21 protein-coding genes are annotated in these 24,784 nt (G+C 72.8%); 9 read left to right on the forward strand and 12 right to left on the reverse strand.

The window, feature by feature from the left end; genetic code table 11:
• Positions 1–178: 178 nt before the first annotated feature.
• Together ACFRMQ_RS10010 and ACFRMQ_RS10015 are read left to right on the forward strand one after the other, a co-directional pair.
• A complete protein-coding gene (locus ACFRMQ_RS10010; RefSeq protein WP_380728895.1) occupies positions 179–934 on the forward strand; it encodes an ABC transporter ATP-binding protein in 756 nt (251 codons plus the stop codon).
• A 27-nt stretch (positions 935–961) separates the two neighbouring features.
• Positions 962–2,113 (forward strand): hypothetical protein, encoded by a 1,152-nt coding sequence (locus ACFRMQ_RS10015; protein WP_380728897.1) that lies wholly within the window; start codon positions 962–964, stop codon positions 2,111–2,113.
• Positions 2,114–2,135: 22 nt separating this feature from the next.
• On the opposite strand, the gene rlmN is transcribed toward ACFRMQ_RS10015, so the two are convergent.
• From rlmN to ACFRMQ_RS10030, 3 genes are all read right to left on the reverse strand, one after another.
• On the reverse strand, positions 2,136–3,236 hold the full coding sequence (rlmN, locus tag ACFRMQ_RS10020; RefSeq protein ID WP_380728899.1) for a 23S rRNA (adenine(2503)-C(2))-methyltransferase RlmN: 1,101 nt from the start codon (positions 3,234–3,236) through the stop codon (positions 2,136–2,138).
• A 120-nt stretch (positions 3,237–3,356) separates the two neighbouring features.
• On the reverse strand, positions 3,357–3,884 hold the full coding sequence (locus ACFRMQ_RS10025; RefSeq protein ID WP_380728901.1) for a GNAT family N-acetyltransferase: 528 nt from the start codon (positions 3,882–3,884) through the stop codon (positions 3,357–3,359).
• Complete coding sequence (locus ACFRMQ_RS10030; RefSeq protein WP_380728904.1) at positions 3,868–4,623, reverse strand: GntR family transcriptional regulator; 756 nt, start codon at positions 4,621–4,623, stop codon at positions 3,868–3,870. Before ACFRMQ_RS10030 ends, ACFRMQ_RS10025 begins: the two co-directional genes overlap by 17 nt.
• 230 nt (positions 4,624–4,853) lie before the next feature.
• Here ACFRMQ_RS10030 and ACFRMQ_RS10035 point away from each other — a divergent pair, with 230 nt between their 5' ends.
• The 6 genes from ACFRMQ_RS10035 (at position 4,854) to ACFRMQ_RS10060 (ending at position 11,293) form a co-directional block, all read left to right on the forward strand.
• A complete protein-coding gene (locus tag ACFRMQ_RS10035) occupies positions 4,854–5,300 on the forward strand; it encodes a hypothetical protein (RefSeq protein WP_380728907.1) in 447 nt (148 codons plus the stop codon).
• The gene (locus ACFRMQ_RS10040; protein ID WP_380728910.1) at positions 5,297–5,686 is read left to right on the forward strand and encodes a helix-turn-helix domain-containing protein; all 390 of its coding nucleotides are present in this window, start codon (positions 5,297–5,299) and stop codon (positions 5,684–5,686) included. The genes ACFRMQ_RS10035 and ACFRMQ_RS10040 overlap by 4 nt, the downstream gene beginning before the upstream one ends.
• Before the next feature lie 598 nt (positions 5,687–6,284).
• A complete protein-coding gene (locus tag ACFRMQ_RS10045) occupies positions 6,285–6,953 on the forward strand; it encodes a hypothetical protein (protein WP_380728912.1) in 669 nt (222 codons plus the stop codon).
• Positions 6,953–8,266, forward strand: a complete 1,314-nt coding sequence (locus ACFRMQ_RS10050) for a DUF3987 domain-containing protein (protein ID WP_380728914.1) — start codon at positions 6,953–6,955, stop codon at positions 8,264–8,266. Before ACFRMQ_RS10045 ends, ACFRMQ_RS10050 begins: the two co-directional genes overlap by 1 nt.
• 1,239 nt (positions 8,267–9,505) lie before the next feature.
• The gene (locus tag ACFRMQ_RS10055; protein WP_380728916.1) at positions 9,506–9,736 is read left to right on the forward strand and encodes a helix-turn-helix domain-containing protein; all 231 of its coding nucleotides are present in this window, start codon (positions 9,506–9,508) and stop codon (positions 9,734–9,736) included.
• A 315-nt stretch (positions 9,737–10,051) separates the two neighbouring features.
• Positions 10,052–11,293, forward strand: a complete 1,242-nt coding sequence (locus tag ACFRMQ_RS10060; protein ID WP_380728918.1) for a tyrosine-type recombinase/integrase — start codon at positions 10,052–10,054, stop codon at positions 11,291–11,293.
• 194 nt (positions 11,294–11,487) lie between these two features.
• Here the strand turns inward: ACFRMQ_RS10060 and ACFRMQ_RS10065 are convergent, their stop codons facing one another.
• The 7 genes from ACFRMQ_RS10065 to rpsB all read right to left on the reverse strand — a co-directional run bounded on the left by ACFRMQ_RS10065 (position 11,488) and on the right by rpsB (position 21,362).
• Positions 11,488–13,599 carry a PIG-L family deacetylase gene (locus tag ACFRMQ_RS10065; RefSeq protein ID WP_380728920.1) on the reverse strand — a complete coding sequence of 704 codons (2,112 nt, stop codon included), beginning with the start codon at positions 13,597–13,599 and terminating at the stop codon, positions 11,488–11,490.
• Positions 13,600–13,760: 161 nt separating this feature from the next.
• Complete coding sequence (locus tag ACFRMQ_RS10070) at positions 13,761–15,782, reverse strand: stealth conserved region 3 domain-containing protein (protein WP_380728922.1); 2,022 nt, start codon at positions 15,780–15,782, stop codon at positions 13,761–13,763.
• Between the two features lie 521 nt (positions 15,783–16,303).
• Entirely contained in the window at positions 16,304–17,530 is a 1,227-nt protein-coding gene (locus tag ACFRMQ_RS10075; RefSeq protein ID WP_380728952.1) for a phosphatidate cytidylyltransferase, read from the reverse strand.
• 284 nt (positions 17,531–17,814) lie between these two features.
• Positions 17,815–18,372 carry a ribosome recycling factor gene (frr, locus tag ACFRMQ_RS10080; protein WP_380728924.1) on the reverse strand — a complete coding sequence of 186 codons (558 nt, stop codon included), beginning with the start codon at positions 18,370–18,372 and terminating at the stop codon, positions 17,815–17,817.
• 98 nt (positions 18,373–18,470) lie between these two features.
• Entirely contained in the window at positions 18,471–19,235 is a 765-nt protein-coding gene (gene pyrH, locus ACFRMQ_RS10085; protein WP_030056790.1) for a UMP kinase, read from the reverse strand.
• Positions 19,236–19,496: 261 nt separating this feature from the next.
• Positions 19,497–20,336, reverse strand: a complete 840-nt coding sequence (gene tsf, locus ACFRMQ_RS10090) for a translation elongation factor Ts (protein ID WP_380728926.1) — start codon at positions 20,334–20,336, stop codon at positions 19,497–19,499.
• 129 nt (positions 20,337–20,465) lie between these two features.
• Complete coding sequence (gene rpsB, locus ACFRMQ_RS10095) at positions 20,466–21,362, reverse strand: 30S ribosomal protein S2 (protein WP_380728929.1); 897 nt, start codon at positions 21,360–21,362, stop codon at positions 20,466–20,468.
• A gap of 813 nt (positions 21,363–22,175) precedes the next feature.
• Between rpsB and ACFRMQ_RS10100 the strand changes: the two genes are divergently transcribed.
• Positions 22,176–22,706 carry a murein hydrolase activator EnvC family protein gene (locus ACFRMQ_RS10100; protein ID WP_380728931.1) on the forward strand — a complete coding sequence of 177 codons (531 nt, stop codon included), beginning with the start codon at positions 22,176–22,178 and terminating at the stop codon, positions 22,704–22,706.
• Positions 22,707–22,806: 100 nt separating this feature from the next.
• Here the strand turns inward: ACFRMQ_RS10100 and ACFRMQ_RS10105 are convergent, their stop codons facing one another.
• Entirely contained in the window at positions 22,807–23,391 is a 585-nt protein-coding gene (locus tag ACFRMQ_RS10105; RefSeq protein ID WP_380728954.1) for a TetR/AcrR family transcriptional regulator, read from the reverse strand.
• Positions 23,392–23,514: 123 nt separating this feature from the next.
• A complete protein-coding gene (gene whiG / locus ACFRMQ_RS10110; protein WP_380728933.1) occupies positions 23,515–24,663 on the reverse strand; it encodes an RNA polymerase sigma factor WhiG in 1,149 nt (382 codons plus the stop codon).
• Positions 24,664–24,784: the final 121 nt, after the last annotated feature.

The raw sequence follows: 24,784 nt of genomic DNA on the forward strand, positions 1-24,784 counted from the left end.
CCCCGCGGGGCCGCCCTTCGGCGTCTCCCGGTCCGCTCAACATCACAGTCGTACGACCAAACATGCCTGAATGCGGGTGATTTGCCCGTGATGGACCAGTGCGCCGCAACCGCGACCAGCCCCGGTCGTTCTAATCTGACGACTGTCATATCCCTGCGGCCACCCAGGATGGATCCTCATGTCAGCGGCACCGCCTGACAACGACGTGCTCTGGGCCCGAGGGATCGTCAAGTCCCATGACGGCACCCCCGCCCTGCGCGGCATCTCGATCGGCGTCCGCGACGGCGAGGTGCTCGCCGTCACCGGCCCACGCGGCTCCGGCAAGAGCACCCTGCTCGGCTGCCTCTCCGCGCAACTCCCGGTCGACGAGGGCGAGGTCTGGTTCAACAGCTCCCCCGTGCACACCCTCGCCCGGGCCGGCCGCGAACGGCTGCGCCGCGACCGCTTCGGCTTCGTCGGGTCCGAGCCTCACCTGGTGCCCGAACTGACCGCCCGGGAGAACGTCGCCCTGCCGCTGCTGCTCGCCGGAGCCGGCAACAAGGCCGCCTACACCGCCGCCGACGAGTGGCTGGAGCGCCTCGACGTCGGCGACTGCGCCCGGCTGCGCCCCGAACGGCTGGTCCAGAGCAGGCGCCAACGGGTCGCCGTCGCCCGCGCCCTGGCCCCGCTGCCGCCCGTGGTCTTCGCCGACGACCCCACCGCCCCGCTGCACCGCGAGGCCGCCGACCAGGTCATGCGGATACTGACCAGCGCGGCCCGATCGCACCAGCTCACCCTCGTCCTGGCCACCCACGACCCCGAGCTCGTCCGGTTCGCGGACCGCGCCGTCGCCCTCGTCGACGGGCGGCTCACCGCCCCCGCCGCCCCCGTCCCGCGCGGCACCACCGTCCCCGGGACCGCCGGAGCGCCGACCGTCACCGCCACCCACCGCTGACGACGCCGAGCCGCTGAAAGAGTCGACGTGTTCTATCTCCGTCTGGCCCGGGGCTACCGGGTGTCCGACCTCGGCCGCTGGCTGCTCACCGCACTGGCCGCCGCCGTGGTCGCCGCCTTCCTGCTGCGCTCCCTCGGCCGGGCGATGAGCGACCCGACCGACGGCGGCGACCCGCTGGTCCGGCTGCTCTGGTGCCTGCCCCCGCTCGCCGCCGTCGCCTGGTTCGCGGCCGTCGCCGCCCGCGCGGTGCCCGCCCGGCGGCCCGAACGGATCGCCGGCCTCACCGCCGCCGGGGCCGGCTCGCTCCGGATCCGGACCCTCGTCGCCGGGGAGGTCGTACTCGCCTGCACCCTCGGCAGCGTGCTCACCCTGCTGCTCTTCCTGGTGCTGCGCAACGACGTCGCCGGGCCCACGCTCGCCGCCGACCTCGGCATGGGCGTACCACTGCCGACCGCCGCGCCGGTCGCCCTGCTCGCCCTGGTCCCGCTCACCGCCGGCACCGCCGCGGCCTGCGCGATGCCCGTCACCGACGCCCTGCCCGGCCACCGGGTCCACGCCCCGACCGGCTTCGGCGTCTGGCGGATCGCCCTGGCCACCGGGCTGGGCGTGATCGGCGCCGCCCTCGAACTCATCGCCCTGCGGCCCGGCGCCGAGGCCGACGGCCGCCCCGTCCACCTGCCCGCCGGCCTCGGCACCACCAGCACCGCCGCCCTCGGCGGCTGGGCCGCCAGCGCGCTCGGCCTCGCCCTGCTCACCGGACCGCTGCTGGCCTGGGCCGGACGGCTGCTCGCCGTCGGCCGGCCCACCCCGCTGCGGCTGCTGGCCGGGCGCGGGCTCACCGCCCAGGCCCGCCGGCTCGGCGCGCCGCTGGCCGTGCTCACCCTCGCCGTCGCCCTGGTTCTCACCACCATCCGCTACTGGATCGGCACCCCCGACAGCGCCGACGCGCTGCCCGCGGTCGAGGCCTGCCTGGTGCTCGGCTGCGCCGTCGCGGCGCTGCTCGCCCGGCTCGCCGAGGTCCGCACCGACCGCCGGGAGGTCACCGAAGCGCTGCTGCGCCTCGGCACCTCGCCCCGGCTGCTGTTCGGCGCGGTCGCGCTGCGCACCCTCGCGGTGGGCAGCACACTGCTGCTGACCGGTGGCGCGACCGCCGCGCTGGCGGCGGCCGGCCTCCGGTAGCGGCGGCTTCGTCCGGGAGGGCTCAGCCCGCCGCGGCGAGCTGGCCGCAGGCGCCGTCGATCTCCTGGCCCCGGGTGTCGCGGACGGTCGTCGGCACGCCGTGCGACTGGAGCCGGCGGACGAACTCGCGCTCGTCCTCCGGCCGGGAGGCCGTCCACTTGGAACCCGGCGTCGGGTTCAGCGGGATCAGGTTGACGTGCACCCGGCGGTTCTTGATCAGCCGGCCGAGCAGGTCGGCCCGCCAGGCCTGGTCGTTGATGTCCTTGATCAGCGCGTACTCGATGGAGACCCGGCGGCCGGACTTCTCCGCGTAGTTCCAGGCCGCGTCCAGCACCTCGGCGACCTTCCACCGGGTGTTCACCGGCACCAGCTCGTCGCGAAGCTCGTCGTCCGGAGCGTGCAGCGACAGCGCCAGGCGGCAGCTGAGGCCCTCGTCGGCGAACCGGTGCATCGCCGGGACGAGACCGACCGTGGAGACCGTGATGCCGCGCTGCGACAGGCCGAAGCCGTCCGGCGCCGGGTCGGTCAGCCGACGGATCGCGGCCAGCACCCGGTTGTAGTTGGCCAGCGGCTCGCCCATGCCCATGAAGACCACGTTGGACAGCCGCGCCTCGCCACCGGGGACCTCACCGGTCTTGAGCGCGCGCATCCCCGCGGCGATCTGCTCGACGATCTCGGCGGTGGAGAGGTTGCGGGTCAGCCCGGCCTGGCCGGTGGCACAGAACGGGCAGTTCATGCCGCAGCCGGCCTGGGAGCTGATGCACATGGTGACCCGGTCCGGGTAGCGCATCAGCACGGACTCCACGAGCGTGCCGTCGAAGAGCTTCCAGAGCGTCTTGCGGGTGGCGTCGTCGTCGCAGGAGACGTGCCGGACCACCGACATCAGCTCGGGCAACAGGCCCTCGGTGAGCTTCTCCCGGCTGGCGGAGGGAATGTCCGTCCAGCTCGCCGGGTCGTTCGACATCCGGCCGAAGTAGTGGTTGGAGAGCTGCTTGGCGCGGAACGGCTGCTCGCCCAGCTCGGCGACGGCCTCCTTGCGCTCGGCGGGGCTCAGGTCGGCGAGGTGTCGCGGGGGCTTGGCGCCGCGCGGCGCGACAAACGTGAGTTCTCCGGGCTTAGGCATGGTTCCTCAAGTGTCGCAGACGCCGAACGCTGAGCCTGTCCTCGCCAGGGGAGACGGGCTCAGCGCTGGTCGTCATCTGTCATCGTTGGCCGACGTCGGACGGCCCACAGACGGCCCGGATCATCGCCCCTCGGGGCGGCCGTGGACTGCCCGCTCGAAGAGGGCACCCGACGGCCGGTGAGACAGGTCTACGACCCTGACCAGGGAGAAGCCCTGACCGAGGTAGTAGCGGTGGAGGCCCGGGTTCGTCTTCCAGGCGTCCAACCGGAGAAACCGCTTCCCCGCAGCCGCTGCGCGGTCGACGGCCCAGTTCAGCAGCTCCCCGCCCACGTCCTGGCCCGCCGCCTTGCGGGCCACCGCCATGCGGTGGACGTACAGCGCGTCCTCGGGCCCGTCCTCGGGCTCCCAGAACTCGGGGTCGGCCTGCTCGTCCACGGTCAGGGTCGCGACAGGCTCACCGTCCCGGTAGGCCAGGAAGCACTCCCCGCGCTCGATGGCGCTGATGACCCGGTCCCGCCGGGGCGGGAACTGCCACTGATCGCTGCCCTGAGAGGCGAGCCATTCGCTGGCTTCGATCAGCAGCGCCTCGACCTCCCCGAGCTGATCCCAGCGAGCGGGGCGAATCTCCAGATCAGTTAGCGTCGGCATCCTGCTGCTCTCGTTCCTGCTCGTAGGTGATCACGTGCCGGTCACCCGGCAGGATCGAAACGGCCACCCGGACGGGCAGGCCCTCAGCCGTGTATCCGGTGCGGACGTGCTCCGCCACCGGTGTCCCGGCGCCCAGCTCAAGGCGCTTGGCCTCCTCCGGGGTCGGCATCCTCACGTACAGCTCATCGAGGGCACGGACCTGGAGGTGCCCCAGCTCGGCGAGCACCACGTTGGCGCCACGCACGATGTCCGCAGGGCGCATGATCTCCGAATCCTGCACGATGCTCAGCGGGAAGTAGGAGTCGTTCAGGTTGAACGGCTCCCCGTCCAACGAACGCACGCGCTGCCGCACGGCCGTGAGCTGTCCGGGCTCCAGGTTCAGGCGCTTGGCGACGGAGGCCGGCGGCTCCACGATGCTCACGTCGATGCGCTGGCTGGCCTCCCGCCCGTCCGCTGAGTGCTCCGTGGCGAAGGCGTCCATCTCCTCCGAGTACGGGCGGGCCCGGAACTCCGCCTGCGGCCGGAAAACCATCGGCCGGCGCTCGCGAACGAAGTAGCCGCGGGGACGGGCTGCGACGATCAGCCCTTCGTTGACCAGTATCCCGAGGGCTTGCCGCGCGGTGCCCCGCCCGACCTCGAACTCCTCGCCCAGCTCGGCCTCAGTCGGAAGGCGGTCGCCCGCGACGAGGGCTCCGCTCGCAATCCGCTGCCGGAAGACGGTTGCGATCTGCTGGTACATCGGGGGTCGCCCAGCTCGCGTGGTTGCCATGGGTCCATGAAACCGCCCGGCCCAACCCATTGTCCAGTCAATGCGGACGATGCGCTTGACGGCACGTCACGTCCGATGCCAGAGTCTTCCTCGAAGGCAGCATTGTTCGGACAATGCAGACGATGCCTCTGGTTTCCCGTGGGCGGCGCCCAATCCGCCAAGAAAGACCGCCGCCCACGCCCAGTGAAGGGAGTCCCATCATGCACGCTCCGCTCATCACTCAGCCATCGCTCGCGGTCGGCCCGGCGAAGCAGAACGTCTCGCTGTTCGGCGAGGCGGACCCGGGTGAGAGGGAGGCCCGCGTCTCGGTGCGGGTGTCGCTGTCGCTGCGGTTCTTCGACCTGGTGGGCCTGCTGGCCTTCCACCCGGAGATGACGCTCACCGCCTCGGACCTGCTGAAGTCCGAGGAGCTGGCGGAGGCCCTGCGCTTCGCGATCGTGGACTCCGACGCCCACCAGATCGAGGAGTACTCGGAGCTGGCCCGCACCGCGCTGTCGCACTCGCGCCGGCCGTTCTACGCCTACACCAAGCTGGTGGCCGAGGCCGTGACCCGCACGTTCGGCGTCACCGCCCCGCAGCCGCCGACCCCGGCCGCGCCGGTCCTCTCCCTGGTGGCCCCGGCCGTCGCGAAGGCGGTGGCGGCGTGAACGCGCTCGTGGAGATCCGCCGGTGCCCGCGCTGCTCGGCCCGGCTCAGCCGCAGCAACCCCGACCGGCTGTGCGGCCCGCGCCGCCGGACGGTCGGCCCGGACGACCGCCGTGCCGCGCGCCTGGCCGCCGTCGCCCCGCTCCCGGCCGAGGAGCCCGCCGCCCAGGAGACGGGCCCGGATCTGGGCGCCATCCTGCGCCGGTTCCGCGCGGACACCCACTTCACCCAGCAGGACCTCTCCGACCTTCTCGGCTTCAGCCAGCCGTACGTCTCGCTCCTGGAGCGCGGCAAGCGCACCATCCGCGACGTCACCCAGCTGCGGCGCATCGCCCGCCTCCTGGGCCTGCCGGAGACGGCCGTCGGCCTCCTCCCGCTCGCGGCCTGACACCTTCCCGGGTGAGCGCCCACCGACGCTCACGGGCACTCACCACCCGCTCACCCGGCCGCCCGACTGGCCCGGTTTCAACCGCAGTCGGCCGACTTTCAGGGCCACGCGCGAAGCGGTGAACACCCGACTGTTCACCGCCGCTCACGGAACCGTTCCCGGCGCTACCCGCCGACCGTTCCCGGCTTCCGGGAAGCGCTTCCCGCCCCGTTCCCCCATACATCGGTCGCCCACTGACCAGGCGTCACGGCCCGACCGCCACCCGACTCGCTCACCGCGTTCCCGGCGACCGTTCCCGCGTTCCCGGAAGCGCTACCCGCCCCTCGCAGGAGTAGCTGTGACCAGCCATGACGGGGCCGACTCCCGCCCCCAGGAACCTCCACCACCCCGACCTGAAACCCCGGCCGCCGCCGCTGAAACCGGCGCCCGCCGAGCTGAAACCCGCCCGGCCGTGAGCACCGTCCAGTCGGGTGCTCACCGCCCCGTCCACCCCGCCGCTGAAGCGCCCGCCAGTGCGGCTGAAGCCCCGGCCCGCGCCCTTGAAACGGCCACCGGCGGACCTGAAACCGGTCCGTCCGTGAGCGGTGGACACGGCGCCGTGAGCGCCGGTGAGCACCCGGTGAACACCCCCGCCACCGGTGCCGCTGAAACGCCCGACCGTGCCGCTGAAGCGGACCCGGACGAGGTTGAAGCGGCGGTGCTGCCCGACCCGATCACCCTCCCCGCGCCGCTCCGGGACGCGCACCGCTCCACCGCCCGGTGGGCCGCCGACCGGTTCGTGGGCGCGCTCCGCCGGATCACCCCGGCCGTGGTCCTCGACCGGTGGGGACAGCCCATCGGCATCCCCGACTACGGCTCCCCCGCCTTCGCCGCCCTCCCGGCCGGCGACCCGCGCCGCGAAGCCGCCCTCATCACCGCCGCCGAAGCCTGGCGCCAACAGGCCGAGACCGCACCCGAGTTCATCCACGCCAGCCTCCGCACGGACATGGTGCTCGGCGAGCAGGCCCGCGCCGAGTGGGTGGCCCAGGACGAAGCCTCCTGGAAGGAGCTGGTGCGCACGGTGCGGGCCTGGTCCAACCACCCCACCGCGCTGGAGCTGGCCGAGCAGCGCAGCCGCGCCGTCGAGGCCGCCCGACGGGCCGTGAGCGCTTCTCCGGGCTGGCCGCCGGTCGCGATCCCCGGCCGTCCCGGCTGGCACCGCCACCACCACCCCACCGGCCGTCAGGTCGACCTGCCCGACACTCCCCAGCTTGCGGAGAGCGCCTGATGCCCGTCGAACTCCACCTCGCCACCACCCCCGACGGCCGACCACAGAGCCACCAGGACCCGATGTACGACCCGGCGCCCGGGATCGACCGCCCCTCGCGGCCGGGCCCGGTCCCGGACCCGGAGGTGTTCTGCGGCTGGGTCGGGGACACCGTCCGCGACCTCGACCCGACCACCGAGGCCGACCCGGTCGGTGTCCTGGTGAACCTCCTGTCCGCCGGGGGAGCAGCGATCGGCCCGGGGCCGTTCATGTGGATCGGCAACGACCGCCACCCCGCCCTCATCTGGGCCCTCACCGTCGGTGCCACCGCCGCCGGCCGCAAGGGTGCGGGCACCAACACCGCCAAGCGGCTGTTCAAGGCCGCCGTGCCGGAGTTCATCGCCTGCAACACCCGCTCCGGCCTGTCCTCCGGCGAGGGCCTGATCGAGATGGTCCGCGACGGCGACGACGACAAGGACCCCGGCGTCACCGACAAGCGCCTGTGGGTGATCGAGTCCGAGTACGGCGTCACCATGGCCCGGGGACGCCGGGAAGGCTCCTCCCTCAGCGGCATCCTGCGCCAGGCCTGGAACGGCGAAGACCTGGGCGTCATGAACCGCGACGCCCTGCACGCCACCGCCCCGCACATCGCCGTCATCGGCCACATCTCCCCGCGTGAGCTGCGGGCCAAGATGCAGGACGCCGAGATGGCCGGCGGCACCTACAACCGCTTCCTGCCGGTCTTCGTCCACCGCAACCTCCTCGACCCCGACGGCCAAGGCGCCCCCGACCAGCTCATCGACAACCTGGCCACCGCCTGGAAGACCGTCCTCACCGACGCCCGCCGCATCGGCGAGGTCCGCCTCACCGAGCAGGCCGCCCAGCTGTGGCGCGAGGAGGTCTACCCGGCCCTGTGCGGGGACGAAGGCGACGAAGGGCCAATCGCGGAGTTCACCGCCCGCGCCGCCCCCTACGCCAAACGCGCCGCCATGGTCTACGCCCTCCTCGACCACACCGACCGCATCCGGGAAGACCACCTCCGCGCCGCCTGGGCCCTCGTCCGGTACGCCCGCGCCAGCGCCGCCCACATCCTCGGCCCCACCGCCGCCGCCAGCACAGGCGATCCGCACCTGGACAAGCTCCTGAACGCGGTGAAGACCGCCGGGCCCTCCGGCATGACGCAGAGCCAGGTGCAGGTGCTCCTGAAACGGCTCAACGCCACCCAACGCGCCGACGTCACCGCCCGCCTCTGCCAGCTGCCCGGCTTCGCCGCCGCCCAGCTCTCCACCGGCGGACGCCACCAGACCGTCTACCTGTACGCCCCGCCCGACTGAGGAGCGGTCCGAAAAGACCGAAAAGGCCGGAAGGCCACCTGACCAGCGAAAACGTCTGGCGGAAAGTGGTCCGCAATGGTCCGCGAAGGGGTCCGCGATCCCCTGCCGCCCGCCTTCCCAGCCCCCTTTCCGGACCATTCCGGACGGCTTTCCGCCACACAAAACCCCAGCTCAAAACCCTTTCCAGCCTTTCCGGCCTTTCCGGACCGCCCCCGGCCCCGAACGGAGACCACCGCGATGCCCCGCACGCCCGCCGCTTACCGCGCCCGACCGACCATCCAGCCGGCCGCCCCACCGACCACCACGGAGCCCCGGGCCCGCTCCCCACCAGGCCCCAGGGCCCCACCCCGCCCCGACCGTCGTCACCACCCGGGCGCATGCCGGACGGGAGCGGGCCCGGCGTCCACCACCAGGACACCGCCACTCCCCTCCCCTGCCGAGAGCACCCCGCCCCCGTTGTTGGCGCAGGTCAAAGCACCAACACCAACGCCAACACCAACGCCAACAACGCCGAAGAGCGACCACCCGAGAGGGGGTCGCCACGCGCACCGCCCCGCCCACTCGGAGGCCCCGCGACAAACTCCCCCGCCGGGCCGAAGACGGGAAGGAAGGCACCACCCCCATCGCCTTCCTCGACCGGCCCCGTCCGACCCCGCTCGCGGCCCCGCACCCACCGCTTCCGAGGCCAGCAGACAGGCCCCTGCCAGACCCCGTCCGCGCCCTCCCGAAACAGGAGCCCGAACGGTCCCCTCCCAGCCCCTCCCCCGCCCTCTCCCGGCACCCCTCCCGGGAGCCGGTAGGGCGGTAGGAACCGCAGGTCAGCCCCTACCTACCGCCCTACCTACCGGCCCCTACCTACCGCTCTACCCCGCTCCGGCCGACACCCCCGGAAGGGGAAGACGATCACGAACCAACGCCACCTCGCCCCACCCCGGCACCGGGCCTGACACCCCCTGACACCTGACAGCCCCTGACACCCAAACCCCTAGGCAAACGCGACTGTCAGGGCCCCTGACACCCACTCCTGACACCCCCGCTGACAGACCACAGGCCACCGCCCGGCCGCCGCCGCCCAGCCCACCTGTCGCCTGTCGCCTGTCGTCTGTCGTCTCCACCCCGAAACGGGCCCCACAGCCCCGAAACACCCCCCTGACCTGCGCCTTACAGGCGACAGACAGGTGACAGGCGACAGGCGAGGCGACAGGCGGACAACAGCCCCAACCGCCCTGGAGGCACACCTTGGCCAACCGCCGCGAACCGGCCGACACCCCGCCCACTGTCGTGCCACTGCCCGCCCGCTTCCTCACCCCCGAAGACATCGCCGCGATGTTCGGCGTCCCGCTGGAGACCGTCTACCAGTGGCGCCGCAAGCGCACCGGCCCGCCCGCCTTCCGCGTCGGCCGGCACCTCCGCTACCACCCCGACGCCGTCGCCCAGTGGGTCACCGACCAGACCCAACAGGCCGCCTGACCCACAACCGAACGCGGCCCCTCTCCGAGGGCCAACAGGCACCCGGAAGAGGCCCACCCGCAGGGCCTCCACCCACCCCCGCACTGGAGGGCGCGAAGCCCGCCCCCCAACAGCCGCCGGCACAACCGCCCCGCCGTGGCCCCGGGCGCTCCCTTCCTGAGGTCACCCTCAACACCGCCCCGGCGGGGCCCACCCGGCCCCTCCCCCAGCGCCCTCCCAACACCCCGCCCCCGTTGTTGTCGCAGGTCAGAGCAACAACAACAACCACAACAACCCGACAACACCGAAGCCACCACCACTTCAAGGAGCGGCCCCATGGCCGGACACATCCAGGACCGCTGGTACAAGACCGAACCCGGCCCCGACGGCAAGCCGCGGCGCGTCCGCACCGACCGCTACGGCACCGGCAAGCGGTACCGGGCCCGCTACGTCGGCCCGGACGGCACCGAGAAGAGCAAGAGCTTCCCCGACCGCCAGAAGCGACAGGCGGAAGAGTGGCTGACCGGAATCGAGGCCGACATGTCGCGCGGCCAGTACCTCGACCCGAAGGCGTCACGGACGACGTTCCAGCAGTTCGCGGAACGGTGGCTCAAGGCCCAAACCACGGACCCGGCCAGTCAGGTTCTGGTGGAGACCAGGCTGCGGCTGCACGCGTTCCCCCGGATCGGCCGGCGGCCGCTCGACTCGTTCCGGCCGTCCCACATTCAGGAGCTGGTGAAGGGGCTGGAGGACAGTCCGATCTCGGGCGGGTACGCCCGGAACATCTACTCCGACGTGCGGGCGGTCCTGTCGGCCGCCGTGGACGACGGACTGCTGAATCGCAACCCGTGCGGCGCCGCGTCGGTTCGTCCTCCGGCTGCCGAGGCCCGACGCATCGTGCCCTGGCTCCCAGAGCAGGTGTTCGCGGTACGCGGCGCGCTACCGGAGCGATACCGGGCAATGGCCGACCTGGGCGCCGGGTGCGGGCTGCGTCAGGGTGAGATCGTCGGCCTGGCGGAGGATGACGCACTCGACTTCGAGACCGGCGCCGTACGGGTGCTCCGCCAGGTCAAGCAGATCCGGGGGAAGGCGGTGTTCGCTCCCCCGAAGTGCAACAAGGAGCGTGACGTGCCGCTCCCCAGCTCCGTGGCTGCCGCCGTCCGCGCCCACATGGACTCGTGCAAGCCCGTACCGATCACACTCCCGTGGAAGACCCCGGACGGTCCGAAGGTCACCTTCCGTCTCCTGTTCAGCAACACCGCTGACGGGCCGGTCTGGCGGAGCAACTTCAACGTTCAGGAGTGGAAGCCCGCCATCGCGGCGGCTGGCCTTATCGCGGTGCCGGGTCCTGGCGAGCCCTACGCCTCGGCGCGCGAGCACGGCATGCACGCCCTACGGCATTTCTACGCGTCGGTGCTCCTGGACGCCGGGGAGAGCATCCGGGCCGTCAGCGACTACCTCGGCCACGCCGACCCGGCCCTGACGCTCCGGGTCTACGCCCACCTGATGCCGAACAGTCAGGATCGGGCACGGAAGGCCGTCGACCGGCTGTTCCTGCCGGGCGAACCGACGATCTGACGGCCCAGAGACGGCCCGGCACACGCCGAAGGGCCTCCCGCTGGCGGAAAACCCGCTGGTGGGAGGCCCTTCGGCGTCTTGCCGGTCAATGTTCTCCGGGCTTAGGCATGGTTCCTCAAGTGTCGCAGACGCCGGAAGTCCGCCCGGCCCGCGTGGGCGGGCGCGGGCGCCGGGCGGCCTCGGGGAGCCGGAGGTCAGGGCCCCGCGACGATGCTCCAGCCGCCGAACGAGCCGTCCGGCCGCTGCCGGCTCTGGCGCAGCCGGCCGTCCGGACCGAGCGCCACCAGGTCCGTCAGGCCGTCGCGGTCGACCCCGACGGCGGGCGACCCCACGACGAAGCCGTCCAGGTCGTTCCAGTCGCCGAACTGCCCGTCGGCGCCCTGGCGGTTGACGCTGATGCCACCGTCCCGGTTGCGGACGGCCACCACCATCCGGTGCGGGGAGGAGCCGCCACCCGGCGCCACGGCCGGCTCGCCGCTGCCGCCGTGGTCGGGGCCGCCGCCCACTGGGGCCGCCTCCGGTGTCCACGGGCCGCCGGGCTCGCTCTGGACGAGGCGCATCGTGTACGAGCGGGTGGCCGAACCGGGCACCGGATCGCCCGAGAGCTGCCGGTAGAACAGCACCAGGCGGCCGTCGGGATCGCTGCCCACGCCGACGTCGCCGACCGGGGCGACGGCCGGGAAACCGGGGTCCGGCACCAGGGGCGCGGCGGGCGTGGGCTGGGACCAGTGCAGGACGGTCGGGCGGGTGTTCGCCGACGCGGTGACGGCGAACACCTCGATCCGGCCGTCCGGGCCGGTGGCGGCCGAGGGCGCGTCCTGCACGCCCGCGCCCCCGAGGTCGGTCCACTCCCCCCACGGCCCGTCGGGCCCGGTCTGCGCCTTGCCGCTGATGCCGCCGCGGCGGTTGCGGACGAACAGGTGCAGCCGACCCTCGCCGTCGGCGGCGACGGCGGGCAGGCTCACCTGGAGCGCCGGATTGTCCAGCTTGGAGGCCTCCGCCGGGGCGACGGGGTCGGGGCTGCCCAAGCCGGACCAGGCCCAACCGCCGGCCGGATCCTGGGCGCGGGAGACGGTCTCACCGGTGTCGGCGCGCTGCCCGAGGACCACGAGCCCGCCGTCCCGACGCCGGGTCACCGTCACGCCGTCCGCCAGCGGTCCGCCCGGGCCGCCGTGCGCGACCGGGCCGTGCCACACCTTGTCCTGGTCCTCGGCCCATTCGAGCAGCGACCCGCTCTCCACCGCGAAGGCGTGCAGCAGACCGGCCCGGTCGGCGGCCACCACCTGGCTGGACCGGGGGTGGCGCAGGTACTGCCGGGACAGCCAGGACGAGTACGCGCTCTCGGCGAAGGCGGCTCCGGTGGGCAGCCGGACGTCCCGCCCGGCGTACCGCCCGAAGGTGGCCTGCTTGTCGGCGGTCTCCGCGGTGGAGAGGGCGGCCGGCGAGGACCAGGTGTTGTAGTCGCGGTAGTGCTCGACCAGGGCCCGGCGCCCGGTCGCCGTGTAGGCGTCGACGGCCGCGTCCGCGAACCACGCGGTGGAGATGTGGTCCGGGTGGTCGTGCTCCGCGTGGGAGGACCAGAGCATCGGGTCCGGTGCCGGGTCCTGCAGCCTGATCAGGGTGGGGCCCTGGTCCGCGAGCACGGCGCGCAGCATACCGAGGAGCCGCCTGCCGTCGTAGGCCTGCGGCCAGACGGTGCCGGGGCCGTCCATGTCCAGCGTCACGGTCTGGGCGGGTGTGGCGGTGTTCCGGGTCTCCCACAGCCGGCGCAGGGCGTTGCCGCCGAGGTAGGCCGAGTCGGCGTACTCGGGGAGGTCGAGGAAGACCAGCCGGATCGAGCGGTTCGTCTTGAGGGTGAACCGCTCGGCGACCGGGCCGTCCGGGGCGGGGCGGTAGTTCTCCCGGTCCCAGCAGGCCGGGCCGGGGTCGTCGGCGCACTCGCCGGCCCCGGTGCCGGCCGCCTGGCCGGCCATGCGGGCGTAGGCGAGCCGGGCGCCGTCCTGCCGGTGGGCGGAGTAGGCCGCCCCGGTGCCGGCGGCGCCGCCGGTCACGTAGACGGTGGTCACCTTCAGGCCCGCCCGGATGCTGTTGGACAGGTCCGGGTTCATGAACAGCAGGTCGTCGTCCTGGTGGGCGACGATCTGGACGACGGCCGCGGGCCGGACGGCCGCCCGCGCGGACAGTGGTGGCGGGGACTTCGGCCCGGCTCTCAGTGCCGACAGCGGGTTCACCCCCGTCGCCAGCGCCACCGGGCCCACCCACGTCTGCGACAGCGTCAAGGCCAACGCCGCCACGGCGGTCGTCACCCGCCCCACCCCGCACCCGCCCCTTCGTCCACCCCGCCCGCACCCGTCCCCCGAGCGCGTTTGAAGGATTATCACACCTAGTCAGCGCGGGATTGACACCGCCGACCGTGCACGGGACGCGGGCGGCCGCGGACGGTGGTCCGGCGAGCGGGGTGGGCCGCTCACTCCCCTTCGGCGGCGGCGGATCCGTGGGCCTCCGGGGCCTCCGGGGCGGCCGGGGCGGCCGGGCCGGCCGCCGCAGTCTCCCCCGCCTCCGCCGACTCCGCGGGCTCCGCAGCCATCGCGGCGGCTGCGGCCGCCGCCTCGGCGGCCTCTTCGGCCGCGATGGACTCGGCGCTCTCGAAGGGCGACGGAACAGGGAAGTAGGCCCGCAGGAATCCGGTGACGGCCGCCTCCTGCTCCTGCGGGGACAGCTGGTCCTGGGTGCCGTCGGCGAGGCAGAAGCAGTCCGCCCAGCGCTCCTCCCGCAGTTCCGCGAGCCGGGCCAGGTCCTCGGTGCTGTCGGTGACGAAGTAGCCGTCGGAGAGCTGCCCCTCCACGGACCGGGCGGTCGCGTGGGCGTAGTGGACGGCCAGGGTGACCGGCGCCAGGTCGGTGGCGGCCCGGAAGGCCGATCCGACCGTGTCCCTCAGCTCGTCCGCGAACTTCTCCGCGCTCTCGGCCAGCACACTGCGCCGCAGCGGGTGCGGGGTGTGCTTGAGCGTGCGGGGGTAGGTCTTGCCGACGGCGGCGGCCAGCGTCGCCCGGGTGTTCTTCAGCGCGGCGACGTAGACCGAGTCGTCGGCCACGGCGGCGCCGGGCGGGATGACCCGGCCGTCGGGGAAGTAGCGGGGCAGGCCGTTGCCCAGGAAGAAGTCCTCCGGCACCAGGGTGCGGCCGAGGAAGACGTCGTCGTTCAGGTAGAGGAAGTGCTCCGCGAGTCCGGAGATCAGGTGCAGCCGGCTCTCGATGGCGTGGGAGTTGAACACCGGTCCGACGCCGGCCTCGGCGAACAGGTCGCGGTGCGGGACGACGGTCAGGCCCGGAACCTCGGTGTCCAGCCAGTGCGGCACCTGGTCGTCGGTGACCAGGTGCACGTGGCGGATCCAGGGCGCGTGGGCGGCGAGCGCGCGCAGGCAGTACCGGAGCTCGTCGCGGTTGCGGAAGCGCTGGTCGGCGTCCCCCGCGATGCCGCTGGCGGCGACGCCGTCCTCCGCGGCGATCGGGGCCGCGGTGTGGGCGAGCCGGTCCCGGGCTGCGGCCCGGCGCTCCTGCCAGGCCGGGTCGGCGTCGTCGACCCAGGTGATCACGGCGTCGACGGGGAACGTGACCTGGTCCGGCAGGTCGGTGGCGAAGACGTCGAGCAGCGGGTAGGCCCGACCGTCGACGGTCTTCGTGGCCGTGGCCTCCAGCGAGGGCACCCACCAGCCGAGCGGGGTCTCGTCGATCGAGGCGATCGCACCCGGGGACGGGGCGGCGGAGTCCCAGAACTCGATGTCGCAGCCGGTCTCCGCGCCGTACAGCAGGGCGCCGATCGCCGCGGGCCGGTAGATCCGTACGCCCTTGACCCGGTCCGCGGGCCAGGGCTCCTCCTCCGGGGAGCCGCCCCCGTCCGGTGCGTCCCCCTGCTCCGGTGCGGTGTCCTCCCCCGCCCCGTCGGCCGATTCGCCGTCCGATTCGCCGTCCGGGGTGATCTCGGGGACCTCCATCAGGGCGACCGCGGCGGGCAGCTGCTCGGCGAGGACGGTGCCGAGGGTGCGCCCGTGCTCCAGCAGGTCCGCGTACACGGCCTGTCCGGTGAACGTGGCGGACAGCGCCTCCAGCACGGCCGCCCGGTCACCGGGGGCTATCGCGAGCCGGTGGCGCGGGTGCCGGTCGGGCACGATGCCGTGCGCGAGGCCCGCCGCGTCCAGCACCTCGGCCACCTCGGCCAGATTGCCGTCCCGGCGTTGCCCCGGCAGGAGCTTGCGGTGCGGCTCCGCCAGGACGTCACCGCAGCGGGTCACCTCGGTGAGGGCCGCGATCAGCTCCTCCTCGCGGGCGGAACGCGCCAGGGTCAGCTGCTCGATCGGGGTCAGCGGCACCTCCACGACCTCCGGTGCGCCCTTGCGCCGGCCGTTCCGCCCCCCGAAGGGCCGACGACGGCGCGCCAATGCGGCGAGCGGGCGCATCGCGGTGGCGAGACGGGCCGGGCGGACGGGCACGGGAACTCCAAGTGGGGGTGGGGGAAAACCGAGGAATGAGGGAAAGGAAGCGCGTTGCGTTCGAAAGTCCGATTCCGCCGACTTTCCCTCGCCGCAGAGCCGCACCGCCACGGTGCGAGACCCGGTGCGCTGCGGGAGATCGTATGCGACCGTGAGAACATTTTGTTGAGTTCCAGTAACGATCAGGCGTCCATTTGGGTCCGGGCTCTTTCTACCAGCGGGTTTCCGCAGGTCTGCGGCCCGTGCCGGTTCCCGCCTCATGACGTCCTGGGTTCGCCGGGAATTGACGTAAGCGCCTGGCACGTCGCCGGGTCCTTACCGGGCAAATGCCCCACCGCTTCCCGGCCGTGGCCCCACGGGGATCGCGATCGCTTGTTCCGCTCGAATCAGGTGATCGATTTCGAGGCCCGGCGGGGGGCCTATTCACTTCTGAATTGCCGCGAATCGCCGTCGGACCCGGGAACGGTACGGGACAGGGCCCCGGACGCCTGGCGTCCGGGGCCCTGTCTGGTGCGTGCGGGTCAGCTGCCGACGAAGGCCGCCAGCAGCAGCCAGACCACCGGGGCGGTCGGCAGCAGCGAGTCCAGCCGGTCCATGATGCCGCCGTGGCCGGGCAGCAGCGTGCCCATGTCCTTGATCCCGAGATCGCGCTTGATCATCGACTCGCCCAGGTCGCCCAGGGTCGCGGTGACCGCCGCGCAGCCGCCCAGGATCAGGCCCTGCCACCAGCTGCCGCCGTCGATGATCAGTTCCATCAGCAGCGCGCCCGCCAGCATCGAGAGCGCGATGCCGCCGGCCAGGCCCTCGCGGGTCTTGCCCGGGCTGATCGTCGGGGCCAGCTTGGTCTTCCCGAACTTGTAGCCCACCGCGTAGGCGCCGGTGTCGCTGCAGATCGTCACGATCAGGAAGAGCACGATCCGCTGGGGGCCGTCGTCGGCCGCCAGCATCATCGCCACGAAGGTGGCCAGGAACGGCACGTAGAAGGCGGTGAACACACCCGCCGTTATGTCCCGCAGATAGTCCTCCGGAGGCTCGGCCATCCGCCAGACCATCACCGCCAGGCCGGTCAGCGCGAGCGAGGCCGCGGCCCACTGGACGCCGGCCCAGTAGCCGGTGGCCACCATCGCGGTGCCGCCCACCACCAGCGGGACCAGCGGCGCCTTGATCTGCTTGCGCTCGGCGAGCCGGCTGGTCAGCTCCCAGACGCCGACAGCGACCGCAGCCATCACGACGACCAGGAACAGCGCCTTCACCACGAACAGCGAGGCGATGATCACCGCGCCGAGGCCGACGCCCACGCCTATGGCGGCCTGGAGGTTACGGCCACCGCGCTGCTTGCGCGGCTGCGGCTGCGGGGCGGGCTGGGCGGCCACGGGTGTCTCCTGCCCTGGGTGGGACGACGGCACGAAGTGGGGCTGCCCGGCCGTCAGGTGGTTCGCCGGCGGCGCGGGATGCACCGGTGCCCCCGGGTGCGGCATGGCGCCGTGACCGGGGGCGGGGGTGGCGTCGTCGGATATCGCGCGCAGCACGACGGTCTCCGTCACGCCCGGCGGCGCCGGTTGGGACTGCTCGTCCCGGAACAACGGGCCGCTCAGCCGACCGGACTCCCTGGCCTGGCCCTCGGCGGGGTCGGCCGGTCCGCCGGTGGCGGGCCGGCCGGGGGTCGCGCGCCGTCGGCCCCGGGTGTCCGCCCGACCGGGGTCGGGCGAGCCGGGCGGCGGGCCTGGGTCGGCCGGGACGGGAGGCATGACCTGAGTCTCCTCCGCGTCACCGCCCCAGTACACCGGAGGCTGCTGCGAATGATCCGAACGGAGGCCCGACACCTCCGGGAAGACGCCCGGCATGCCCGGCGTGCCCGGGGGCATGGCCTGGCCGCCCGAGTGACCGGGGTGTCCCTGGGCCTGCTGCTCTCCGTACCCCGGCACCGGATGCGCCGGGGTACGGGCGGCCTGCGGCTGCGGCGCCGGGCGGTAGGGCTGGAACTGCTGGTCGGACGGGCCCCAGTAGCCGGGGGCGTCAGGGGCGTCGTTCATCAGACCTCGAGCAGCTCGGCTTCCTTGTGCTTCAGCAGCTCGTCGACCTGCGCCACGTACTTGGCCGTGGTGTCGTCGAGCTCCTTCTCGCCGCGTCGGCCGTCGTCCTCGCCGACCTCGCCGTCCTTGACCAGCTTGTCGATGGCGTCCTTGGCCTTGCGGCGGACCGAACGGATCGAGACCTTGGCGTCCTCGCCCTTGGTGCGGGCGATCTTGATGAACTCCCGGCGGCGCTCCTCGGTCAGCTCGGGCAGCACCACGCGGATGATCGAGCCGTCGTTGGACGGGTTGACGCCCAGGTCGGAGTCGCGGATCGCCTGCTCGATGGCCTTCAGCGCGGTCTTGTCGAACGGCGAGACGACCGCCATCCGCGGCTCCGGCACCGAGAACGAGGCCAGCTGGTTGATCGGCGTGACGGCGCCGTAGTACTCCGCGACGATCTTGGCGAACATCGCCGGGTGCGCACGGCCGGTGCGGATGGCCGCGAGGTCGTCCTTGGCGACGCTGACGGCCTTCTCCATCTTCTCCTCGGCCTCGAGGAGGGTCTCTTCGATCACTGTGGTCTCCCTGTCCGGTTCATCTGCTGTTGTTCCGACCGGTCCCGGCGCGGTGGCCGGTCACGGCGTCGGCGCCGTCCGGTACGGCTGGTTGCTGCTCAGGCCCGGACAGAATCCTGGCTGATGAGTGTGCCGATCTTCTCACTCTTCACCGCACGTGCGATATTGCCCTCCGCCAGCAGTTCGAAGACCAGCATCGGAAGGTTGTTGTCCTTGCACAGCGTGATCGCGGTGAGGTCGGCCACCTTGAGGTCGCGGGCGATGACCTCGGAGTACTCCAGGGCGTCGAACTTGACCGCGTCCGGGTTGGTGCGCGGGTCGGAGTCGTAGACGCCGTCCACGCCGTTCTTGCCCATCAGCAGGACGTCGGCGTGGATCTCCAGGGCGCGCTGGACGGCCGTCGTGTCGGTGGAGAAGTACGGCATGCCCATACCGGCGCCGAAGATCACCACGCGGCCCTTCTCCAGGTGCCGGACGGCCCGCAGCGGCAGGTACGGCTCGGCGACCTGACCCATGGTGATGGCGGTCTGGACCCGGGTCTCGATGCCCTCCTTGACCAGGAAGTCCTGGAGCGCGAGGCAGTTCATGACGGTGCCGAGCATGCCCATGTAGTCGGAGCGGGCCCGGTCCATGCCGCGGACCTGCAGCTCGGCCCCCCGGAAGAAGTTGCCGCCGCCGATGACCACCGCGACCTCGGTACCGGCGCGGACGACCGTGGCGATCTCTCGGGCGATCGCGTGCACGACATCCGGGTCGACGCCGAGCCCGCCGCCACCGGCGAAGGCTTCACCGGACAGCTTGAGCAGCACCCGGCGGCGCGAGCCGGCCTTGGGGTCCTGCGCGGTCTCCTGCGTCTCCTGCATGGACTTCTCCTTTTTGCACCTACTGGTCACAGGCGCGGGTTTGCGGAATCCCCGCCTGCGCGTACACGCGAGGAGGCCACTGCCGCGGGAACCGGTTCGGTGTCCTGCACGGCAATGGCCTCCTCGTCGTTCATGGTGCCGACGCGAGCCCGCCCGTTGACGGTGGGCGTGGGGTGAGCCCGTTCGGCGTTCCTCCCGCCCGGGTCAGCGGGCGGGGGCGGTTCCCAGCCTAGAGGGGCCGGAAACCCGGTGGAACGTGGCTCAGGCGCCGACGCGGAAGCGCGCGAAGCCCTTGAGGGCGACGCCGGCCTCGTCGAGGACCTTCTGGACGGTCTTCTTGTTGTCCTTCGCGAAGGCCTGCTCCAGGACGGAGTTCTCCTTCACGAAGCCGGTGACGCGACCCTCGACGATCTTCGGCAGGGCGGCCTCCGGCTTGCCCTCCTCGCGGGCAGTGGCCTCGGCGACGCGACGCTCGTTCTCGAGGGCCTCGGCCGGGATGTCCGCGCGGGAGAGGTACTTCGGGGCGAAGGCGGCAATGTGCTGCGCGACGTCCTTCGCGACCTCGGCGTTCTCCTTGTCCAGCTCGACCAGGACGCCGACGGCCGGCGGCAGGTCGGGGCTGGTCTTGTGCAGGTAGACCGCGACGAAGCCGTCACCGTCGAAGCGGGCGAAGCGACGGAAGACGATCTTCTCGCCCAGGGACGCGTTGGCCTCGTCGACGAACTGCTGGACGGTCTTGCCGGCCTCGATCTCGGACGCCAGGGCGGCCTCCAGGTCGGCCGGGGCCGACTTGGCGACGTGGGCGGCGATCGCGTCGGCGACCTCGACGAACTTCTCGCCCTTGGCGACGAAGTCGGTCTCGCAGTTCAGCTCGACCAGGACGCCGGACTTCTTGTCCTCGGCGATCAGCGCGGCGACGGCGCCGTTGGAGGCGTCACGGCCCTCGCGCTTGGCAACGCCCTTCTGGCCCTTGATGCGCAGGAGCTCGACGGCCTTCTCGACGTTGCCCTCGGCCTCGTCCAGGGCCTTCTTGCAGTCCATCATGCCGGCGCCGGTGAGCTCACGGAGCTTCTTGACGTCCGCGGCGGTGAAGTTCGCCATGGTGTGAATCTCTTCTCGCGTCTCGCGTGTCTGCGTGGAGTGGCGCCGGGACCGATGGTTCGGTCCCGGCGCGGGAGAGAGGGGCACCTGCCGGCTTCGTACCGGCGGGTGCCCCTCACCCTTGGTACGTCAGGCCTGCTCGGCCGGCGCCTCGGCGGCGGGGGCCTCAGCGGCGGGAGCCTCGGCAGCGACGGCCTCGGCGGGGGCCTCAGCGGGGGCCTCAGCGGCGGCGGGGGCCTCCTCGGCCTTCTTCTCGCCCTCGATGAGGTCCTTCTCCCAGGCGGCGAGCGGCTGGTCGGCGCCCGGCTCGGCCTTGGCGTCGCCCTTGGCGACACCGGCGCGGGACTTCAGGCCCTCGGCCACGGCGTCGGCGATCACGCGGGTCAGCAGGGTGACGGAGCGGATCGCGTCGTCGTTGCCCGGGATCTTGTAGTCGACCTCGTCCGGGTCACAGTTGGTGTCGAGGATGGCGACGACCGGGATGTTCAGCTTCCGGGCCTCGCCGACCGCGATGTGCTCCTTCTTGGTGTCCACGATCCAGACAGCGCTGGGGACGCGCTGCATGTCGCGGATACCACCGAGGGTCTTCTCCAGCTTGTCGTGCTCGCGCTGGAGAACCAGGAGCTCCTTCTTGGTGAGGCCGGAACCGGCCACGTCCGAGAAGTCCAGCTCGCCGAGCTCCTTCAGGCGCTGGAGGCGCTTGTAGACGGTCGAGAAGTTGGTCAGCATGCCGCCGAGCCAGCGCTGGTTCACGTAGGGCATGCCCACGCGGGTGGCCTGCTCGGCGATGGCCTCCTGGGCCTGCTTCTTCGTGCCGACGAAGAGGACGCTGCCGCCGTGGGCAACGGTCTCCTTGATGAACTCGAAGGCGCGGTCGATGTAGTTCAGCGACTGCAGGAGGTCGATGATGTAGATGCCGTTGCGCTCGGTGATGATGAAGCGCTTCATCTTCGGGTTCCAGCGGCGGGTCTGGTGACCGAAGTGGACGCCGCTCTCCAGCAGCTCCCGCATCGTGACGACGGCCATGTGCCGTGCTCCTTGGTGTTACGGCCCGGCGGCGGCACTGCGTCGCAGCAATCGCCCACAGCCGGGTCAGGCTCGGTTTGTCCGTGGCGGCCAGGTGACAGCCACGCCTGACGCCCCGAACGTGCCGAGCCGCTTCCGCCCGTCCGGCCAGGGGGCCGGTCGGGCTCGGCGGACCGAGCGGCACTCGCACCTGGCAGGGCCGCGGAGGAACCGCGTCCGACCACCGGTGGCGGGGCGTGCGAAGTCGACCCGGCGGACCGGGTCGCGTGTGAAGTGTACGGGAAGCGCCGAGGGGCGGGCGACTCCGCGCGTGGCCGAGGGCCCGGCGACGACCCGGGACGCGCCTGGAAAACGGCCAGGACGGGCGGGCTCGACGGGGCTCGGTGGCAGGGTCGGGCGGGCTGCGGCGGAATCGGGGCGGGGGCGGGCGGCCGGGCGGCGACTGGGGCGGGCCGAGGGGGCAGGACCGGTCGGGTGCCTGCCCGGGGCCGTCACCGGTATGCCGTTTGTACACCGGATGGCGGCGCCCGTACACCCGTCAGGGGGATGGCGATCCGGTGTGGGGGCGGTTTGTCCACAGGAATCCGGATGTGGGTGGTGCGGGGGCGGCCGGGCGGCGAACCTTCGCGCATGACTGGTCGCGGGTGGTTCGGCGGGGTGGTTCGAAGTGGCGGACGGTGGGCGTCCGGGGGGCGGCGTGTGGCGGTGGCGGTGGCGGTGGTGACGGCGGCGGTGACGGTAGGAGCGGCGCCACTCGGGATGTCGGGCGCCTCGGCGGCCTCGGGAGGCATCGGGGTGGCCGGGGTGGCCGGGGTGTCTGGAGTGTTCGGGATGGCCGGGGTGTCCGGTCCGGCCTGGGTATCGGGTGCGGGTGATGCCTCGGGCCCGGACGGCGGTACCGGGCGGAGTGGTGCGCGGGCCTGGCCGGTGGGCGGGCGCGGCGGGGTGCTGGGGCACTTCGAGCCGCCGGCGAAGCCCTGGGCCGCCGGACACCGGGGCGTGGACCTCGCCGCCGACGCCGGGGCACAGGTACGGGCGGCCGCACCAGGGCTGGTCGTGTTTTCCGGTCTGGTGGCGGGACGGCCGGTGGTGACCGTCTCCCACCCGGGCTCGGGCTCTCCCCCGCTCCGGACCACCTACCTGCCCGTCGTCGGCACCGTCCCGGTCGGCACCGCCGTGGCCGCCGGACAGGTGATCGGACAACTCGCCCCGGACGGCCGACACTGCCCCGGGCGGGACTGCCTGCACTGGGGACTGCTGCGCGGGAACCGCTACCTGGACCCGCTGGTCCTGTTCGGCGCCGGCACCGTACGGCTTCTGCCGCTGAACGGCCCGGGAGGGTAGGGCATCGCACCGCCCGACCGCGCTCGGCGGCGGGGGGCGGCACAGGCCCGGGGCGGCGGTCCGGCGGCGAGCTTGAGGTGGGCGCAGCCCGGGGGGCGGCTCAGGCCCGGCCGAGCCCGTGCAGCACCAGCGCGACGGCCGCGTCGGCGATCTCCTCGGGGCTCTCGGTCGCACAGCCGCCGCGTCGTCCGGCCACGGCCCGCTCGGCCCGGCGGGTCGCCGCTTCGACGACGCCCTGCACCAGGGCCGCGGCGAGCCGGGGCTGCTCGTGGCCGAGGTCCTCCAACGTCCGCCCGACCAGACCGGCCAGCCTGCCGTGCGCCGACCTGATCCGCTCGCGCGCGGCCTCGTCGAGCTCCAGCGCCGAGATCGCCACGACCGCGCGGTGCCGAGGGTCGGCGGCCAGCGCCAGCTGGCCCCGGACGTAGGCCTCGATCCTCTCGACCGCGGTGTCGCAGCTCTCCATCCCGGCCTCGATCTCGGCTGCCCAGAGCGGGAAGTCCACCTCGCAGAGCGTCTCGACCACGGCGGCGCGGGATCGGAAGTACTCGTAGACCGAGGAGCGCGCCAGCCCGGTGCGCGCCGCGAGCGCGGGGAAGGTCAGCGCCTCCATACCGCCCTCGGTGAGCAGGATGCGGGCAGCGTCGAGGAGGGCTGCGCGCTGGAGCTGGCGATGCTCGGCCACCGTGGCCGCTCGAATCTTCGGCACGCTCCCACTGTACGGAGCCCTACTTGTGGCCGAAACGGCGCCGCGCATCAGCCGGAGGCTGACGGCGACCGGCTCACCTCGATCCGCAATTCCGACGCCCTATCGGATGTCCGACAGCTTGGCACGCAGCTGGAGGACGGACTTGGTGTGGATCTGACTCACCCGACTCTCCGTCACCCCCAGCACCTGTCCGATCTCTGCGAGGGTGAGTCCCTCGTAGTAGTAGAGCGTCACCACCGTCTTCTCCCGCTCGGGGAGGGTGTTCACCGCCTGGGCCAGCAGTCGGCGCAGTTCCCTGTCCTCGGCCACCTCGACCGGGTTGTCCGCGCCGTGGTCCTCCAGGGTGTCCATCAGACTCAGCCGGTCGCCACCCTCCCCCACCGGGTGGAGCAGTTCGTCCAACGCCACCACGTTGGCGAGCGACAGCTGGCTGAAGATGGCGTGCAGGTCCTCGATCGCGATGCCCATCTCGGCCGCGACCTCGGGCTCGTGCGGCGTCCGGCGCAGCCGGGCCTCCAGCGTGGCGTACGTCCGCTCGACCGCCTTCGCCTTCTGCCGCACCGAGCGCGGGATCCAGTCCAGGGCACGCAGCTCATCGATGATCGCGCCGCGGATGCGGCTGATCGCGTAGGTCTCGAACTTGATGGCGCGGTCGATGTCGAACTTCTCGATCGCGTCGATCAGGCCGAAGACCCCCGAGGAGACGAAGTCCGCCTGCTCGACGTTGGAGGGCAGACCGACCCCGACCCGACCCGCCACGTACTTGACGAGCGGCGAGTAGTGCAGGATCAGCTGCTCCCGCAGCCGTTGGTCGCCGGTCACCTTGTAGGAGCGCCAGAGCTCTTCCAGCGCGGTGCGCCCCTGGACCGCGGCCTCAGAGGCCTCCTGCCCCTGGTCGCCGACCGTCACCCGTTCCCTGCGGAACGGGGACACCGACGGGCCGAACGCCGGGGAGGCGGCGCCCGGGACCGGCGCGTTTCCGGCTGGACGGGGTGCGCCGGCCACGCCCGCGCCGGGGGGCACGCCGACGGGCGCGGCAGCGGGCACCCCGACGCCGCCGACGGTCGGGTCGGCCCCCTGGGCCGCCTCGGCGCCCCGAGCCGCATCCGCGGGCTGGCCTGGCACCACCGTCGACCGGCCGCCCTGGCGCGACAGGCCTCCCATCGTCCCCGCCGACTTGGCCGGGAAGTCGGGCGCGGGGCGCCGCTCGGTCCGCGGCACTCCCGAGGACCGAGTGCCACCGGTCACCCTGTGTCCGGGAATGTGTGTGGGCATGCGTGGGTCTGCGCCGTTCTGCCGAGTCATGTGCTGATAGGGAAGGCATGTGGAGCGTAGCGTGACCGACTCGCTGCGAAGCGCTACCGCCACT

Source organism: Kitasatospora sp. NPDC056783, from assembly GCF_042789895.1.
Taxonomy (GTDB): domain Bacteria; phylum Actinomycetota; class Actinomycetes; order Streptomycetales; family Streptomycetaceae; genus Kitasatospora.

Bases quoted from the DNA above. Each gene is read 5' to 3' on its own strand.
- rpsB (WP_380728929.1), bottom strand. From the start codon at position 21,362: ATGGCCGTCGTCACGATGCGGGAGCTGCTGGAGAGCGGCGTCCACTTC.
- ACFRMQ_RS10010 (WP_380728895.1), top strand. From the start codon at position 179: ATGTCAGCGGCACCGCCTGACAACGACGTGCTCTGGGCCCGAGGGATC.
- ACFRMQ_RS10035 (WP_380728907.1), top strand. From the start codon at position 4,854: ATGCACGCTCCGCTCATCACTCAGCCATCGCTCGCGGTCGGCCCGGCG.
- rlmN (WP_380728899.1), bottom strand. From the start codon at position 3,236: ATGCCTAAGCCCGGAGAACTCACGTTTGTCGCGCCGCGCGGCGCCAAG.
- tsf (WP_380728926.1), bottom strand. From the start codon at position 20,336: ATGGCGAACTTCACCGCCGCGGACGTCAAGAAGCTCCGTGAGCTCACC.
- ACFRMQ_RS10060 (WP_380728918.1), top strand. From the start codon at position 10,052: ATGGCCGGACACATCCAGGACCGCTGGTACAAGACCGAACCCGGCCCC.
- pyrH (WP_030056790.1), bottom strand. From the start codon at position 19,235: ATGCAGGAGACGCAGGAGACCGCGCAGGACCCCAAGGCCGGCTCGCGC.
- ACFRMQ_RS10030 (WP_380728904.1), bottom strand. From the start codon at position 4,623: ATGTACCAGCAGATCGCAACCGTCTTCCGGCAGCGGATTGCGAGCGGA.
- ACFRMQ_RS10025 (WP_380728901.1), bottom strand. From the start codon at position 3,884: ATGCCGACGCTAACTGATCTGGAGATTCGCCCCGCTCGCTGGGATCAG.
- ACFRMQ_RS10050 (WP_380728914.1), top strand. From the start codon at position 6,953: ATGCCCGTCGAACTCCACCTCGCCACCACCCCCGACGGCCGACCACAG.
- ACFRMQ_RS10075 (WP_380728952.1), bottom strand. From the start codon at position 17,530: ATGCCTCCCGTCCCGGCCGACCCAGGCCCGCCGCCCGGCTCGCCCGAC.